The following is a 16,371-nucleotide window of genomic DNA, read 5'->3' as shown; positions in this document are numbered from 1 at the left end:
ACTCCGGCGGCGTCCCCACCGTCATTGCGAGGAGCGAAGCGACGAAGCAATCCACGCTTCCTTCGCTGCACTATGGATTGCTTCGCTTCGCTCGCAATGACGGCGTATGGGCGCATTGTTCATACTCTGAAATGCTTTATATCGGCTGGAAGCCAATGTCATGCTAACCTGCGGATATGATGAAAATCGACAAAGCCCCCGCCCCCCTGATCGTGCCGAATCCTGAGGACCCGCGGCTGACCGAGCGCGTCGCCGGCACCGACCAGACCGGCGCGGCGGTCGAAATCCGGGTGCCGGTGGAACGACCGCTGACGCTGTATTTGAACGCCCAGGAGATCGTCACCATGATGACGATCGGCGACTATCCGGAATATCTGGCGCTCGGCTATCTCCTGAACCAGAACATGCTGAAATACGACGACGTCGTCACCGAGGTCGAATATGACGACGATCTTCAGGTGGTGGTGGTGCGCACCCAGCACCACACCAATTTTGAAGCAAAACTGAAGAAGCGCACGCAGACCTCCGGCTGCGCCCAGGGCACAGCGTTCGGCGACCTGCTCGAAGCGGTCGAAAGCGTCGCGCTGCCGAAAGCGGAACTGCGCACGTCCTGGCTCTACCAGATGACGCAGGCGATCAACACCATGCCCTCGCTCTATCTGGAAGCCGGTGCGATCCACGGCTGCGTGCTGTGCAAGGAAGGCACGCCGGTGTGCTACACCGAGGATGTCGGTCGCCACAACGCCGTCGACAAGATCGCCGGCTGGATCTATCGCCACGGCGTCGATCCCGCCGACAAGATTCTCTACACCACCGGGCGCCTCACCTCGGAGATGGTGATCAAGACGGTGCGGATGGGAATCCCCATTCTCGTCTCACGCTCGGGATTCACCGCCTGGGGCGTCGAACTGGCGCGGCAAGTCGGGCTGACGCTGGTCGGCCGCACGCGGGGAAAGCGCTTCATCGCACTCTCAGGGCAGGAGCGAATCGTGTTCGACCAGAACCTCGACTATGTCGAGGAAGAATCCGCGCGGCACAAGCGCAAGGGTGAAGAGCGTGACGAGTAAGGCAACGCCAGGGGGCGTGCCCCGAATTTTCGGCGTGCTGCTCGCCGGTGGGCTCGCGCGGCGGATGGGTGGCGGCGACAAGCCGATGCGCACGATCGCCGGCCGCACTATCCTCGACCGCGTGATCGCGCGCCTTGCGCCGCAATGCGACGGCCTCATCCTCAACGCCAATGGCGATCCCGCCCGCTTTGCGTCCTTCGGCCTGCCCGTCATTGCGGATGGCGTCGCCGATTTTCCCGGACCGCTCGCAGGTATCCTCGCGGCACTCGACTGGGCTGCGGCCAACCGGCCAGACGTAAAGCTCGTTCTCAGCGCCGCCGCCGACTGCCCGTTCCTGCCGCGCGATCTGGTTTCACGGCTGTACGGCGCGCTCAAAGCAGAGAATGCCGAGCTTGCCGTCGCCGCCTCCGATGGACAGTCCCATCCGGTGATCGGATTGTGGAGCGTGGGCCTGCGTGAACAACTGCGCCACGCGCTTGTCGTCGAGGACATCCGGAAGATCGACCGCTGGACCGCGCGCTATAGACTCGCGACCGTGACATGGCCGACTACACCGCTCGATCCGTTCTTCAATGCCAACACCATGGACGACATCGCGGAGGCCGATCGGCTGGCGGCGCTGGATAGCGATTAGATCAGGACGGATAACGGTCCCGGCGTCGATACATCCCAATCAAGGTTCCGAGTATTGAGCCGACGCATAGCGGCGCACCGATCACGACCATTGACCAAAAAAAGAGCGATAGCGTGACACGCTCCAGGACGCCTTCGGGCAGAGCTTCCGGGGAGCCACGCAAAGGTGGCCAACACCGCACCGAAAGCAATGAGAAGAACGCCTGCAAACGCGATCTTCGTCCACGACGTTGAACGTGGGTCGCGCATCGAGAAGTGAAATGATCCCCAAGCGGCGATCGCGGCCGGTATGACCCACATGGCGACAAATGATGTCATGATACCACTTGTAGTGGCTATGTCAGAAAAGTCCACGCCGCCAGCGCGCGCGGTCCAGGCGTTCATGGCGACGACAGCGAGATAGACTTAAGCAGCAATCGTCTTAACTACCTGGAGATTGAAGAATTCGATCATGATTTCAGCTTCAGATTAATGCAATTTAACAGATCTGCCCGTAGGGTTGCCGTGACGGATTTATCGTGAGGGCACCGTGGCCATATTCGGACGCAGGAAGCCGCAAGGCTTCACCGAGTTGAAAGAGACCATGCGCCCGACACCGGACGCAGATGGTGTGACCCGCGTTTTCTCCAGGGAACTCTGGGACGATCCAAAGATCGGCAAGTTTCTGCGGGAAGTTGGCTTTGGCCCGGATGATGCCCGCAACATCCTGCCGACGGCAGATGATTATATCGCTCTTTTCGCCGCAGCCAGGAAACGGCTGGACGAGCGCACCGAGGCCTTCAACCGCGACATGACGATGCGCCATGGCTATTGCCGCGCCGTGCCTTTTCTGGTCATCGACCACACGATCTGGGACGGCGAGCATGGTGCCTTTCTGTACGCCGAGATGAACCTCATCGGGTTCGATGACTGGAACGTGCTCATGCTGGCAGGAGATGTACGCACCAAGGAGACCTGTGACCTGGCGGGTCATCCTGGTACGGTGCCGGCGATCACGGAAGTCATGACCAAGCGCGTGATCGACTGGAAGCATCGCCATGACGTCGCGCTAGAAGCATACGGAATTACAGCGACGGCCGGCCAGGGAATCACCCAGGGCATCACCCGGGAGCAATACGAGGCCGAGCACGACGCCCTGCGCCGGGAGATCGTGGACAATGTCGGCTGGATGAAGCCACGGATCATCAGCGAGCTGTTGCGCGTCCAGGCTTGAGGGAAACTTACGCCGCCAGCGGCACCGTCCAGGCGTCGTAGCCGTACACCCAGTCGGTATCGGTCCTCCCGCTGAGCCATGTGTTGGCGCGCGAGGTCTGCTGGATGCGCGCGGTCCGTTCCTTGCGGGTCGCTTCGAAGCGGCGAAATGCGTTCGCAACGCCGTCGCGCTCGACGCCGTCGAGACAACGCGACAATACTGCCGCATCCTCGATCGCCATCGCCGCGCCCTGCGCCATGTAGGGCGTCATCGGGTGGCAGGCATCTCCAAGCAGCGTCACGTTGCGGTCCGCCCATCGCTGCAGCGAGTTGCGGTCGACGATCGCCCATTTGTGCACGTCCGGGCATGCGGCCAATACCTGCTCGACCTGACGGTGGAAGCCAGCGAACGCCTTGCGCAATTCCCTGACGTCGCCCTTCGCCGACCACGACTCGATGCGGAAATCCGGCTCCGGCTGGCTGGTGACAAGGTAGATCTCGCTGCGGTCCGGCTTGACGTAATAGATGACGATGTGGCGGTCCTCGCCCCACCATTTGGTGCAATCGTCGATCTTTTCGCCGCCGAGCAGCGCGGCGGGATAGGTGGTGCGGTAGGCGATCCGCCCGGTGAAGTTCACCGGTGAGACGCCGAACAGGATATCTCGCACGACCGAGTGAACGCCGTCGGCGCCGATCACGGCGTCGGCGATCACGCTTGCACCGTTGGCGAATGTCAGCCGGACACCTTCGCCGGTCTCATCCAGCCCGACCAATTTGTGATTGAGCCTGACGCATTCATCTGGAACGGCGCCGGCGAGCGCCGCGTGCAGATCACCGCGATGCGCCAGCAGATAGGGCGCGCCGAACTTCTGTTCGGCGCTCTCGCCAAAAATCATGTCGAATTTGACTTCGCCGGTGCGCCAGTCGCGGTTGTTCCAGGAGCGCGGATAGAAGGATTGCGCGCACAACCTTGCCTCCAGCCCCAGCCCGCGCAGCACCTTCATGGCGTTGCAGCCGATCTGGATGCCGGCGCCGATCCGCGCGAACTGCGTCGCCTGCTCGTAGACGGTGACGTCGATGCCGACCCGCCGCAGCGCCGCGGCGGTCGCGAGTCCACCCATGCCGGCGCCGATGATCGCAATCGATAGCGGTCTTGCCATTCCCGTCCCCGCCCGAGCCGTTTCTGTTGACGGCTTCCTACACGTCACGCGTCAGGCCGGCCGAAAACCCGCCTGCTCCAGTGCTGTGCGGCCCTCGTCCGATGCCAGCGCATCGAGGAAGGCCTGCACGGCCGGCCGTTGCTTGCGCGCCTTTACCAACGCGAAGTCATAATGCTCTTCGGCAAAGGGAATGAAACCCAGGTCTGACGCATGCGCGACCGGCGCAATGGTCATGCCCCAATCGGCGCGCTGCTGTGCGACCGCCGCCGCCACCGCATTGTGCGAACGCGGCTGATTCCAGTAGCCGTCCGGGCGCGCGCCGCCGAGCAGCCGGTCGATCAGGATCCGCGTGCCCGCGCCCTGGTTGCGATTGACCATGATGCAGGCGGGATCGGCCAGCGCCGCGCGCACTGCGTCTTCGGCTGACAGTCCTTCGAAGCGCCGATCGCCCTTGCGGAACACGATGCCCTGCATGCGCCGCCAGCCCGGCACCAGTTCGAGCCCCTCGCTGAGATAGGGCGTGTTGTAGGTCCCGGTCTTGTCGTCGAACAGATGGATCGGCGCGAAATCGCACTCGCCGCGCTTGGCGGCCGAGAGCCCACCGAGACTGCCGACGGCGATCGAACGCACGACGAGACCGGCGTGCACCAGCGGCGCGGTGACGAGATCGAGCCCGGTGCAATGGCTGCCGACGATGACGAGGTCCGGCACCCGCACATGCGGCGTGAACAGCGTCACCTCGGCCTCGCTGCCCGCCGGCATCTGGTCGGCCAGCGCGTCGATCTTCAGAAAACCGTCGGCCTGCGCGAATGATGTAATGGCGCCGGAGCCTTTGCCGGTGGGGTACGCGATCAACCCGTCCGCCCCTTCCACCAGCGACACCATGACGAATTCGGTGCGACCAAGTTCGGAGGCGATCCGCACCGGCACCCGTGCGTTGACCTTGGCATCCGAGCGCGGCGGCAGGCCGGCCATTCGCCGCAACACCGGCACGATCATGTCGTGGAAGGTGAACATCGCCGAGGTCGGGAATCCCGGGAGGATGATCACGGGCTTGCCGTCGCACACCGCAAGACACAGCGGCTTGCCCGGCTTCAACGCCACGCCGTGGGCGATGATGCCGGGCTTGCCGAGCCGGCCGATGATGCGATGGGAGACGTCGCCAGCGCCCTTGGAGGTGCCGCCTGACAGCACCAGCATGTCGCTGGTCGCTAACGCCCCGCGCATTGCGGCTTCGAGTTGCACTTCGTCATCCGGGATGGCGCCGAGAAATTGGGCCTCGCCGCCGTTCTCCGAGATCGCCGCGGTGACGATCGCGCCGTTGGTGTCGTAGATCGCGGCCGGGCGCAGCGGCTGGCCGGGCTGCACCAGTTCGTCGCCCGTGGAGATGATGGCGACGCGCGGCCTCCGCGCGACGGCCACCTGCGCGATGCCGCAGGCCGCCAGCATGCCGATCTCGCGCGAGCCGATGACGGTGCCGGCGCGCAGCAGCGCCTCGCCGCGGGCGATATCTGAACCGGCATAGGACACGAATTGTCCGGGGGAAGCGGCGCGGCGGATTTCGATCGCGCGAGGCCCTGAGGGCTGCGTGTGCTCGACCATCACAATGGCGTCCGCGCCGCGCGGCACCGGACCGCCGGTCGCGATGGGCGTGGCCGTCCCCGAGAATACCGGCCGCGTCGGCGCGGTGCCGCAGGCGATCACCTCGTCGTTCAGCATCACGCGCACCGGTGAAGCCTCGCCGGCAGCAGCGAGATCGGCCGAGCGCACCGCAAAGCCATCGACATTGGAGCGATCGAACGGCGGCACGTCGATCGGCGCCACGACGTCCTCGGCGAGCGCGCAGCCGAGCGCGTCGGCGAGCGGGCGCTTCTCCCCCGGCACCATCAGCGGAAACAAGGCGGCTTCGAAACGCGCCAGCGCATCCTCGCGCGACAGGATGGTCAGGAACTGGTCCTGCTCGCTGGTGTCGCGATCTCTGGGCAAGGGTGTATTGGTCATTCCAGAACTCATATCAGTCCCGCAACATATAGGCATCGACCGGGCTGCCTGCCGCAAATCCTTCCGAGGCGCCTGATACCACGAGCCAGGCTTCGGCGCGGGCGATCACCTCCAGCGACAATTCACCCACCGCCAGCGTGGCCCACATATCCTGCTTGCGCTCCAGCAACACGATCTCGGCGATGCCGACGTGAGATGCAATCTTGCGCACCAGCGGCAATTTGACTGTCTTGCGCGGGCGGCGGCCCGAGAGGCGATCGAGCGCGGGAAGCGCCAGCGTCCACCATGCCGCAAGGGCCTGATCCGGCGCGCCCGGCAGCACGACGACGGGCGTCTTGCCGAAGCGCCCTGTGGCCGAGGTGCGGCCGGGTTGCAGGGCAATGCCATGGGCGAGAATTTTGCCCCGCGCAGCCAATGCCGTCACCGCCGCGTCGGTGCGACCGACGCCGGAGCCGCCGACGATCAGGAGCAGGTCGCACGCGCTATCATCGAGCGCCGCCGCAATCGATCCGGCATCACGGCCCGCGGCGGTGAAGGAGATCGTTTCGGCACCTGTCGCTTGCGTGCTCTCCGCGATCAGATCCGCCGTCAGGCTGCCGCCGGGGACATTGACGATGCGCAGCCGCGGACGGCGGACGTTCAATCGCTCTTTTCCGGCAGCGCGCGCCATCAGGAGATCGCGCGGCAGCACGCGCCGCCCGGCTTCCACGACGAGACAACCGGCAGCAATATCGCCGCCGGCCCGGCGCACGCCCTGCCCCGGAATCGCCTCCGCCAGCACCTGCGGCAACGGCCCGGACAAGTCGACGGAATCGGAATCGAGCACGCAGTCGCAAGCCTCCGGGATGGCCTCGCCGGCCTCGACCCAAACCGGCGGCGCCGACCATGGCAGCGGCGAATAGGAGGATGCGCCGACGAGATCGCGTGCGCAAAAGGCGTAGCCATCCGCCGCGGCGGTGTCGCGCGGCGGATAGGCCTGAAGCGGCGGCGTCCCGGCAGCGATGCAGCGCAGCGCTTCCTTGAGTGTCAATTCCACCGGTTCGACGGGTTCCAACCCGTTCAGCAGGGCGTCGAGCGCCATATCGAGCGGTGTCAGCGAGGTCGGCAGGCGCTGGGGCGAGGTCATGGTCCGGCTATGCCCTGAATCGGGCCGGAAATAAACAGAACCGGGGGCTTCCCGTCGTCGGGCCCCCTCCACGAGACCACGTTGACGCCGCCCAAAAATAGTTGCAAATGAGACCAATTGGCGGATCAAACCGCCTGCGAAACCAACGGCCAACGCGCCGATTCCAGGGAGGAGAAGACAGGATGTTCGCCAGGAACCTTTCCAGGCTGGGAATACTCGCGGCCGCGCTGCTGGCGTCGACCACAGCAATCGCGCAAGTTTCAGACGATGTGGTCAAGATCGGCGTCCTCACCGACATGAACGGCCCGGCGGCGACGCCGACCGGTCAGGGCTCGGTCACGTCAGCGCAAATGGCGATCGACGATTTCGGCGGCAAGGTGCTGGGCAAGCCGATCAGCATTATCGTCGGCGACCATCAGCTCAAGCCGGATATCGGCGGCGCGATTGCGCGGCGCTGGTACGACGTCGATCAGGTCGATTTGATCGTCGACGTTCCGGTCTCCGCGGTCGGACTTGCGGTGCAAAACATCGCCAATGACAAGAAGAAACTGTTCATCACGCATTCGACCCTGGCCGCGGATTTCCACGGCAAATTCTGCTCGCCCTACGCGATGCAGTGGGTGATCGACACCCGCTCGCTCGCGGCCGGCACCGCGCAGGCCGTGGTGAAGCGCGGCGGCGACAGCTGGTTCTTCATCACCGACGACTACGCCTTCGGCCACTCGCTGGAACGCGATGCTTCCTCTGTCGTCACCGCCAATGGCGGCAAGGTGCTGGGTTCGGTGCGTCCGCCGCTTGCGACGCCTGACCTGTCATCCTTCGTGCTTCAGGCGCAGGCTTCCAAGGCCAAGATCATCGGCATCGCGGCGGGTCCGCCCAACAACATGAACGAGATCAAGACCGCCGCCGAGTTCGGCGTGTTCAAGGGCGGCCAGCAGATGGCGGCATTGCTCGCGCTGATCACCGACATCCATTCGCTGGGATTGCCGGCAGCCCAGGGGCTGTTGCTGACGACGTCGTTCTATTGGGACATGGACGACAAGACCCGCGAATGGTCGAAGCGCTACTTTGCCAAGATGAACCGAATGCCGACGATGTGGCAGGCCGGCGTCTATTCCTCGGTCATGAGCTATCTCAACGCGATCAAGGAAGCCGGCACCGACGAGCCGCTGAAAGTGGCGGCGAAGATGCGCGAAAAGCCGATCGAGGATTTCTTTTCCCGCAACGGCAAGCTGCGCGAGGACAATCTGATGGTGCATGACCTGTGGCTGGTGCAGGTCAAGAAGCCGGAGGAATCGAAATATCCGTGGGACTATTATCAGATCCTCGCCAAGATTCCCGGCGATGAAGCGTTCGGTCCGCCCGATCCGGCATGCGCGATGGCGAAGAAATAAGAGGCGAATGGCGAGTAGCGAGTAGTAATGGTGAAACCATTCGCTATTCGCCACTCGCTATTTCACCACCCCCGCCTCCCTAAAATACTTCATCACCCCGGGGTGGATCAGCGCCGCATTCGGCGCAGCCGCGACCGTGTTCGCGGCCGTGGTCTCGCAGGCCTGCGGCAGCTTCTTGCACAGCGCGGCCTCCGCCCCGTGCAGCGTGCGCGCCAGCCGGTAGGCGACATCGTCCGGCAGGCTTTCGCGCGCGAGCACAAAACTCCATGAGCCGACGGAATCGATCGCTGCCGGCTGATTCGGATAGCTGTTGGCGGGCACCGTCAGCGGTTTGAGGAAAGTATGCTTGGCGCGGATGCGCGCGATATCGCTGGCGTCGGGCGCGATGAACCGTGCGCCGCCGGGGCTTTGCGCCATCGTAGCAAAACCCGGCCAGCCGACGCCCGCGCCCCACAGCGCCGCCGCTCGGCCGTCCTGCACCATGGCGGGGCCATCGCCGGCGCGGTCGAGATAGATCGACTTGAAATCCTCGTCCTGCTTCAGCCCGATGCCGTCGAGCATGTAGCGCGACAGGATTGGCAGGCCGGAGCCCTTGGCGCCGAAGGCGACCGGCTGGCCAACCAGATCCCTGATCGTCTTGTAAGGACTGTCGGCGCGCACCACGAACATGCCGGGACTGGAATACATCGCGGTGAGAATTTTCAGCTTTGTTGCCATCCGCCCGATGCCCATGAAGGCTTCGTAGGACGGTTCACCGGCCACCAGCGCAATGTCGAGCTGGCCGGATTCCAGCAGCGGGATGTTTTCGTTGGAGCCCTTGGTGTTGCGCGGCTCGATCGAGAGCGACGGATCGGCCGCATTCAGGATTTCCGCGAACGCATTGCCATAGACCGGGAAGCCGCCGCCCGGCGTCGCGGTCCCAAGGCTTATCTGGGTGCTGATCGTGGTTTTGGTAATGGCCTTGCCTCCATCCTGCGCCGCGGCGGTGCCCGCAAAAAGAAGGAGGCTGGCGCAGGCGATCCGGGCGAGTTTCATTGTTGGCCTCAAGCGTTCTGGAACGAATGACGCGAGGGGGTTGTAGGCAAACCCGCGACGTTGCGAAAGTATGTTTTCGGCCCAGAACCCGGCATTGCCGTATCGCTGTCATGCCTGTAAACGATGCCAGCACCGTTGCCGGCCGCCCTTCCTGTGGCCGCTCCGCGGCGGGGCCTGTAGCTCAATGGTTAGAGCCGGCCGCTCATAACGGTCTGGTTGCAGGTTCGAGTCCTGCCGGGCCCACCACGCTTCGCCCTTCGGGCTACGCGTGGCGCAGCCGCGCGGAGAACAAAGGGCGAAGCGTGGTGTCCGGCGTAGCTGGAGCAGAGCGAAAGCGAAGCCGGACCGGGCCGGTCTCGCTCCCAACCAAAATATCGAAAACAACCCCATGCAAAGTAGCACCACAGTCCCCGAGGGACGCCGAAGAAATTTGACACCTCAGGCAAATTACCGGCACAAATCCACAATCGCGCCGTGACTAGGTTCTGGCCCCCAATAAGGGCGACCCGCCCGGTCTCGTTGATGATGCTTTGACCGCCTTTGTTTGCGCGATCCGCATGCTGTCCTGTCAGTCTGCAAAGGGCTTAGTGTAGCTTGCCTTCGAAAGCGGACATGCCGTGGATCTCGAACCACTTCGGCTCAGGGCCGATACGCGCGGAAGTGATGGGATTGGACCCGTCGCCGACTATAGGAGGAATAGCACCCTCTCCGCCCGATATTTGGCATCGACACGAAAGCTTTTCACCCTTGCACGACAACCTTTCCAGCGATGTCAGGCCCGGATCATTCCCATCTGCGGCCGCGTCTTAGCGGCACGACCTCAAACGTGGAAAATGAGAAGGTTCGCACGACCAAGTTTGCATTCGGCGCAACTCTGGCGGCTTACGCTCTGCCTCTGACCTCATAGTGACCTGGCACGCATTTGTAGCGCTCGATTCGCCAGTTCGAACGGTAGATCGGATGTTCATTCATCCACTTCGCAAGGGGAGCTTGTGCGCCTTTGACGCAGTGCTGAAATGTGATCTCCGGCGTCATGTTGCTATCGGTAACGATCTCCTCGACGCAGCTACCCGCAGCGAGACCACTAAGGTGACAGAGAACGGCAACGACGGTCACGAACATGCGAGCCACACCCCTTCTGTTTCACGGCAGCGAATTGCGTGAACAAGCGATAACTATCACCATCATATTGCTTCGCCGCGCTTAGGAACCATCCACGCGGCGAAGCGGCCGCGTTCCGGGCCTATCCTCCAGGCCGTCGAGTTCCGGTTCGCTACTTCCGGACAGCGCACGCATACATGTTGATTTCCAAACCGACGGCGATTTCGACGATCTTCGGGGTCTTCCAGGTCATTTCACTTCCTCCTTACGGTTGGACGATCGTTTACTTGCAGATGCAGCGCAAAGAAAATGCGAGGACCCAGGTCCTCGCAGTCAGGGAGAAATCCCTCGCCGAACTGCGCTGCTATTGGCTCCGGCGAAGCTCGGCTCAAAGCATCTGACGTTGGTGGATAAGAACACGTCCGCAAAATTTTGTAATCGCGATCTTGGTAGTAGAAGCCGGCGCGGTAACACATTGATTCCGAACAATCCTTTTTACACTCCGTACATACGCTGCGCGGCATTGATCGATTCGACGCCAAGAAACTGGCCGGAAGCTTCGTTGAAAAGCTCACCGCCATTATCGCCGACCGCGGCCCGATCGGGCATGCGGGGCAGACGGACCAGCGCAAAAGAGCCATGTCGATTCCGCCGCGCTTCGTCCTTAAAAACAGCAAGAGCCAAGAAGCTACAACGACATGGCGGCGAAGTGTGATCGTCAATTGCACTACTACCTTCCGCCTATACTAAGCCCGACAACGCGGTGCTGTAATTCCCCACGATGGCTCGCAGACAGACTGCCCATCAGAAGCGCGAAGCGCACGGCGTCCAACAAGGACGCGCACACAACATCGCGGAGGGAACAGATGATGTTAGGAAGTAGAAGCTTCTTGGCCGGCATTTCAATGGTTGCCATGCTGGCTGCAGGTACCTTTGGCGTTCGCGCGAACGACTCGTTGCTGAAGGCCCAATCCGAGGCGGGGCAATGGGCGGTGGCCGGGCACGACTACGGCAATACGCGCTTCAGCTCCCTCAAGCAGATCAACGCAGAGAACGCCGGCAAGCTGTCGCTCGCCTATTCGTTCTCGCTTGGGTCGCTACGATCGAACGAAGCGTCGCCGATCGTCGTCGGCAATACGCTCTATGTTTCGACCTCGTGGGGTCCCAAATATGTCTACGCGCTCGACGCCGCGACCGGCGCACGCAAATGGACTTACGAGCCGGAGATTCCCGATGATGTGCTGCAGTACGCCTGCTGCGACGTGAACAATCGCGGCGTGGCCTACGCGGACGGCAAGCTGTTTGTCGGCCGGCTCGACGGCAAGCTGACTGCGCTTGACGCCGCGACCGGCAAGGCGCTCTGGACCACGAAAGTGGTCGACTACAAGCAGGGCTCGGTCATCACCTCTCCTCCACTTGTTGTTCGCGACAAGGTCATCACCGGGTTTGGTGGCGGCGAGTATGGCGTGCGCGGGGCGCTGCTGGCCTTTGACATCAACACCGGCAAACAGGTCTGGGAGACATTCACCGTTCCTTCGCCTGAAGAACCCGGCGGCGACACCTGGAAGGGCGATAGTGCGAAGCACGGCGGTGGCGCCGCCTGGCTCGTCGGCTCCTACGATGCCAAGAGCGACACAGTCTACTGGGGCACCAGCAATCCCGCTCCCTGGAACACTGCCGTCCGGTCGACCGGCAATGGCGATTTCGGCAAGCTGACCAACCTCTACACGGCGTCAACGCTCGCGCTCGACCCGAACACCGGCAAGATCAAGTGGCACATTCAAACCACGCCGGCCGACGCCTGGGACTATGACGGCGTCAACGAGGCCATCCTTGCCGATCTCAAGATCGGCAACAACACGGTCCCCGCACTTCTCAAGGCGGATCGCAACGGCTTTTTCTTTGTGGCCAACCGTGAGACCGGCAAGGTTCTGTCGGCGGAGAAGTTCATCTTTGCCAACTGGGCGGAGAAATGGGACATCGCCACGATGCGGGCCGTCGAGAATCCGGACAAGCGCCCCGGCCCGGGTCACCCGGCGAAGGACATCTGCCCGAACCTGATCGGCGGCAAGAACTGGCAACCGATGTCGTATAATCCGCAAACCGGTCTCGTCTACATTCCTACCAACAATGTTTGCATGGACTGGTCGGTCAGCGACGTCACCTACAAGCGCGGCGTGTTCTATCTCGGCGCCGAATTCCCGACCAAGGAGGGCCCTGGTGGTTTCCTTGGTGAACTCGTGGCGTGGGACCCGGTGAAGAACAAGAAGGTCTGGTCCATCAAGGAAGACCTGCCGTTCAATGGCGGCACCCTCACCACTGGCGGAAATCTTGTGTTTGCCGGTGATCTTCACGGCGACTTCCGCGCCATCGATGCCAAGACCGGCAATATTCTCTGGAAGCGCAACCTCGGCTCCGGCATCGGCGCAGGTCCGATCACCTACATGGTCGACGGCAAGCAGTATGTCGCCGTTGTCGTTGGCCGCACCGCTGCGATTCCTGCCTTCCTGGGTGAGGTCGGCAAGAAGATGACCGCGGCTGCCCCTGAAGGCGGCTCACTGTTCGTGTTCGCCGTCCAATAAACCAACCTCGGCGTGCGCGGTCCAAGTCTCGGAATGCGCACGCTGCCTTGAACGGAATGCTTCCCGGCAGCAGGCCGAGCGGATGCTGCCGGGCGCTATTCCGACCGTGCCCAACCAACACAGGGAGCCCGAGGATGCGTCCAACTCGTTCTGGTAGTGACAAGGAGTGTCATGGCCGACGCCATGCCCTCGCCAGTGCAGGAATTCTCGCCCTCGCCGCCGCGTTGATCGCATCGGCTGGACCGAGCCGCGCGGCCGAGGGAGAGCCCTTCCGCCTCTGTGCCGACCCGACAAACCTGCCGTTCTCGAGCGACAATCCGTCCCAGCCGGGTCTCTATGTTGAGATCGGCCAGGCGCTGGCGCAGGCGCTCGCCCAGCCCATCACCTACGACTGGTACAAATCCTATTTCGGCAAGCGCACCGTGCGCGTCACGCTGCTCGGCAAGCAATGCGACGCCATGATCGGCCTGCCGCTCTCCGACGATTTCATGGGCCCCGCCGTCATCTTTTCCAGGAAATTCGGAACAGAAGGCTATGCCCTGGTGACAGACAACAACCGCGTGATCGGCGGAATCGGCGACCTCAAGGGCAAGCGCGTTGCGGTGCAATTCGCGACCACGCCGCAAAATCTCCTGGCCGAGCGGGACGACATCGAAAAGGTCACGGTTCTTTCGCCCGACGAAGGCATGAAGGCGCTTGATCAAGGCAAGGCCGATGTCGCCTTCATCTGGGGGCCGGTTGCCGGCTGGCTGAACAAGACGACCTATGGCGGCCGCTATCGGATCCAGACCACCGAAGGCGAAGGCCTGTCGTGGGACACCGCCATCGGTTTTGCCAAGACGTCAAAGGATTTACGCGATCGGGTGAACGCCGTCTTGCCGCAGCTCGAGCGCACGATTGCGGAACTCGCTGTGAAATACGGACTGCCGGGCGATCGCGCGATCCGGTTCACCGCCACATCGGCTGTCACCAGGCAGGCGTCCGATGAGACCGTGGCCAAGGGAGCCGGCGGACCTGCTCAATCGCCCGACGGCACGGTTGGGACCGGATCAGGCGTGGTGAAGGTCGCGAACGTGGTCGCGGCTGAGGCAAAGGCCGATCCGGCCACCGCGGGCCCCGAGACGGTAAGCAGTGGAAAGGAGATCTTCAACGGAACCTGCGCCCATTGCCATGGCCCCGACGCGGTACAAAGCGAGCGACGCATCGACCTCAGGCTCCTCAATCATCGCTACGGCGACGAAATGCGCACGAAATTCTGGACGACCGTACAAGAAGGCCGTCCGGCCAAGGGGATGCCTGCCTGGAAAGAAGTATACACTGACGACCAGGTCGAGAGCATCTATGCCTTCCTGCTGACAGTCCAATCGCAATCCAACGACTGATCGATCCGGGCCGGACGCAAATGGTGACTTGTGCTAACGTCTTTCAAGGTCGCTCCGTCGCCGGTCAATGACCGGCGACGGCTGCGCCCTTTCCGCCCGCGCGGTGAAACCGAGGGAAGGCGTTATGACCAGCTTCCTGATCATTGACGATCACCCACTGTTCCGCGAAGCCCTCGGCAATGCGGTGCGATTGGCACTTCCGGAGGCTCAGATCTTTGAAGCGATGTCGATCGACGACGCGCTTCACATTCTCGCATCCGAGCAGGGGATCGATCTGGCCTTGCTTGATCTGTCCTTGCCGGACGCCACGGGGTTTTCCGGCTTTCTGCGGCTGCGCGAGACCCACCCTCGCCTGCCCGTCGCTATCGTGTCGAGCGAAGAGGACCAGCACGTGGTGCGCGAGGCTCTCTCGCTCGGCGCCGCCGGTTATCTGCCGAAATCGACATCGAAGCGGGAGCTGGCGTTATCGATCGAGGGCGTCCTCAGCGGTTCGGTTTCCGTGCCAAGGGATTTCGCGGCGGCAACCGGTCGAAGAAGCCCAGATAGCACCCAGGCCTTGCAGGCGAAGCTTCGCGAACTCACGCCCCAGCAGCTTCGCGTGCTCGATCTCCTGCGCAAGGGTTACCCAAACCGGCAAATCGCCCACGAACTGCAACTCGCCGAGTCGACGGCCAAGGCGCACATCACGGAGATCCTGCGGAAGCTCGGCCTGTTCAGCCGCAACAAGGCGGTCATTGAAATCGGCAAGATCGACTTGCCCGATCCAAAGAGCCGATCGCCTGCCCGGACCGATCGCAACAGGCCGCAATGAACGGCGCGCAACCGTCCCATCGACCGCCGGGCGACATATTCCGGCCCACCGTCCAATTGAGTCACGTCTGGCCGTTCGGTTGCGATATCTTTGCACTGCATTGATCTGGATCAAGTTGAGCCATCCTGCAGCAGAGATGCTTGCAATCTTCTTGGACTTTGGCAACGAATGACCAGGGAATGGCTTGAGCGTGACGCGATTTCTGATCGTCGAAGACCATCCGCTATTTTGCGAGGCCCTTGAGCTGGCTCTGCGCATGGCGGCTCCGGACGCCGATATTCTTCAGGCGACTTCGATCGATGAAGCGATCGACGTGCTGTCGTCGTCGGTCGATGGCATTGACCTCGTCCTTCTCGATCTGTCTACGCCGGGTACGACAGGATTGTCCGGCATCATCCGCATTCGCAAAGCATTTCCCCGCAATCCCATCGTCGTTGTTTCTGCGCACCAGGACCCACAAATCGTGGCCAGCGCACTCTCGCTCGGCATATCCGGTTACATACCGAAATCATCATCGAAGCAGGAACTCGCTCATTCGATAGCAGAAGCGCTGCGCGGGTCGATTTGCCTGCCAAAGAGCTATCGCGCTGTGACGCACCCGCGCCGGGGACCTGCCCAGGAACTGCTGAAGCGTCTGCATGATCTGACGCCACAGCAGCTGCGTGTCCTCGAAATGCTGCGACGCGGCCTGCAGAACAAGCAGATCGCATACGAGCTCAAGATCTCCGAGACCACGGTGAAGGTCCACGTTTCAGAAATCCTGCGCAAGCTCAACGTTCTCAGCCGCACCAGGGCTATCGTCGAAATGTCCAAGATTGATTTCGCGAACTTGACCGCCAACAAGACGGTCGCGGGCCGCGTGCCGGATCGGCGTTGAAGGCGATGCGC

At 62.6% G+C, this 16,371-nt stretch carries 14 protein-coding genes and 1 tRNA gene; 9 read left to right on the top strand and 6 right to left on the bottom strand.

Annotation, left to right across the window (positions count from 1 at the left end; translation table 11 throughout):
- Positions 1-176 precede the first annotated feature (176 nt).
- The 3 genes from JQ624_RS20390 (at position 177) to JQ624_RS20380 (ending at position 2,913) form a co-directional block, all read left to right on the top strand.
- Positions 177-1,067, top strand: a complete 891-nt coding sequence (locus JQ624_RS20390) for a formate dehydrogenase accessory sulfurtransferase FdhD (protein ID WP_212420699.1) — start codon at positions 177-179, stop codon at positions 1,065-1,067.
- A complete protein-coding gene (gene mobA / locus JQ624_RS20385; protein WP_312014455.1) occupies positions 1,057-1,701 on the top strand; it encodes a molybdenum cofactor guanylyltransferase MobA in 645 nt (214 codons plus the stop codon). Before JQ624_RS20390 ends, mobA begins: the two co-directional genes overlap by 11 nt.
- A 528-nt stretch (positions 1,702-2,229) precedes the next feature.
- The gene (locus tag JQ624_RS20380) at positions 2,230-2,913 is read left to right on the top strand and encodes a hypothetical protein (RefSeq protein ID WP_212420697.1); all 684 of its coding nucleotides are present in this window, start codon (positions 2,230-2,232) and stop codon (positions 2,911-2,913) included.
- A 7-nt stretch (positions 2,914-2,920) separates the two neighbouring features.
- Here JQ624_RS20380 and JQ624_RS20375 read toward each other — a convergent pair whose 3' ends face one another.
- The 3 genes from JQ624_RS20375 to JQ624_RS20365 are packed head-to-tail and all read right to left on the bottom strand — an operon-like array spanning position 2,921 to position 7,178.
- A complete protein-coding gene (locus JQ624_RS20375) occupies positions 2,921-4,051 on the bottom strand; it encodes an FAD-dependent monooxygenase (protein ID WP_212420696.1) in 1,131 nt (376 codons plus the stop codon).
- A 51-nt stretch (positions 4,052-4,102) separates the two neighbouring features.
- Entirely contained in the window at positions 4,103-6,064 is a 1,962-nt protein-coding gene (locus tag JQ624_RS20370; protein WP_409334351.1) for a molybdopterin biosynthesis protein, read from the bottom strand.
- Between the two features lies 1 nt (position 6,065).
- Positions 6,066-7,178: a molybdopterin-binding protein gene (locus JQ624_RS20365; protein ID WP_212420694.1), complete on the bottom strand. Its 1,113-nt coding sequence runs from the start codon at positions 7,176-7,178 to the stop codon at positions 6,066-6,068.
- A gap of 182 nt (positions 7,179-7,360) precedes the next feature.
- On the opposite strand from JQ624_RS20365, the gene JQ624_RS20360 reads away from it, so the two are divergent.
- Positions 7,361-8,572, top strand: coding sequence for an ABC transporter substrate-binding protein (locus JQ624_RS20360; protein ID WP_212420693.1), 1,212 nt, complete (start codon positions 7,361-7,363; stop codon positions 8,570-8,572).
- Positions 8,573-8,629: 57 nt separating this feature from the next.
- On the opposite strand, the gene JQ624_RS20355 is transcribed toward JQ624_RS20360, so the two are convergent.
- Positions 8,630-9,607 carry a TAXI family TRAP transporter solute-binding subunit gene (locus JQ624_RS20355; protein ID WP_212420692.1) on the bottom strand — a complete coding sequence of 326 codons (978 nt, stop codon included), beginning with the start codon at positions 9,605-9,607 and terminating at the stop codon, positions 8,630-8,632.
- A 170-nt stretch (positions 9,608-9,777) separates the two neighbouring features.
- Here JQ624_RS20355 and JQ624_RS20350 point away from each other — a divergent pair.
- Positions 9,778-9,853 (top strand) — tRNA-Ile (locus tag JQ624_RS20350).
- Positions 9,854-10,880: 1,027 nt separating this feature from the next.
- Here the strand turns inward: JQ624_RS20350 and pqqA are convergent.
- Both pqqA and JQ624_RS20340 read right to left on the bottom strand, forming a co-directional pair.
- On the bottom strand, positions 10,881-10,961 hold the full coding sequence (pqqA, locus tag JQ624_RS20345; protein ID WP_212420750.1) for a pyrroloquinoline quinone precursor peptide PqqA: 81 nt from the start codon (positions 10,959-10,961) through the stop codon (positions 10,881-10,883).
- Positions 10,962-11,203: 242 nt separating this feature from the next.
- Positions 11,204-11,392, bottom strand: a complete 189-nt coding sequence (locus tag JQ624_RS20340) for a hypothetical protein (RefSeq protein ID WP_212420691.1) — start codon at positions 11,390-11,392, stop codon at positions 11,204-11,206.
- A 206-nt stretch (positions 11,393-11,598) separates the two neighbouring features.
- Between JQ624_RS20340 and JQ624_RS20335 the strand changes: the two genes are divergently transcribed.
- The 4 genes from JQ624_RS20335 to JQ624_RS20320 all read left to right on the top strand — a co-directional run bounded on the left by JQ624_RS20335 (position 11,599) and on the right by JQ624_RS20320 (position 16,360).
- Positions 11,599-13,290, top strand: a complete 1,692-nt coding sequence (locus tag JQ624_RS20335) for a PQQ-dependent methanol/ethanol family dehydrogenase (RefSeq protein WP_249129938.1) — start codon at positions 11,599-11,601, stop codon at positions 13,288-13,290.
- Positions 13,291-13,424: 134 nt separating this feature from the next.
- The gene (locus JQ624_RS20330) at positions 13,425-14,672 is read left to right on the top strand and encodes a c-type cytochrome (RefSeq protein ID WP_249129937.1); all 1,248 of its coding nucleotides are present in this window, start codon (positions 13,425-13,427) and stop codon (positions 14,670-14,672) included.
- Between the two features lie 124 nt (positions 14,673-14,796).
- Positions 14,797-15,483, top strand: coding sequence for a response regulator transcription factor (locus JQ624_RS20325; protein WP_212420689.1), 687 nt, complete (start codon positions 14,797-14,799; stop codon positions 15,481-15,483).
- A gap of 190 nt (positions 15,484-15,673) precedes the next feature.
- A complete protein-coding gene (locus JQ624_RS20320) occupies positions 15,674-16,360 on the top strand; it encodes a response regulator transcription factor (RefSeq protein WP_212420688.1) in 687 nt (228 codons plus the stop codon).
- The last annotated feature ends 11 nt before the right edge of the window (positions 16,361-16,371 follow it).

It is taken from the genome of Bradyrhizobium sp. AUGA SZCCT0283 (assembly GCF_018130385.1).
GTDB lineage: Bacteria > Pseudomonadota > Alphaproteobacteria > Rhizobiales > Xanthobacteraceae > Bradyrhizobium.
The sequence above is the reverse complement of the archived record's forward strand: the minus strand, read 5'-3'. Positions and strand labels throughout refer to the sequence as shown.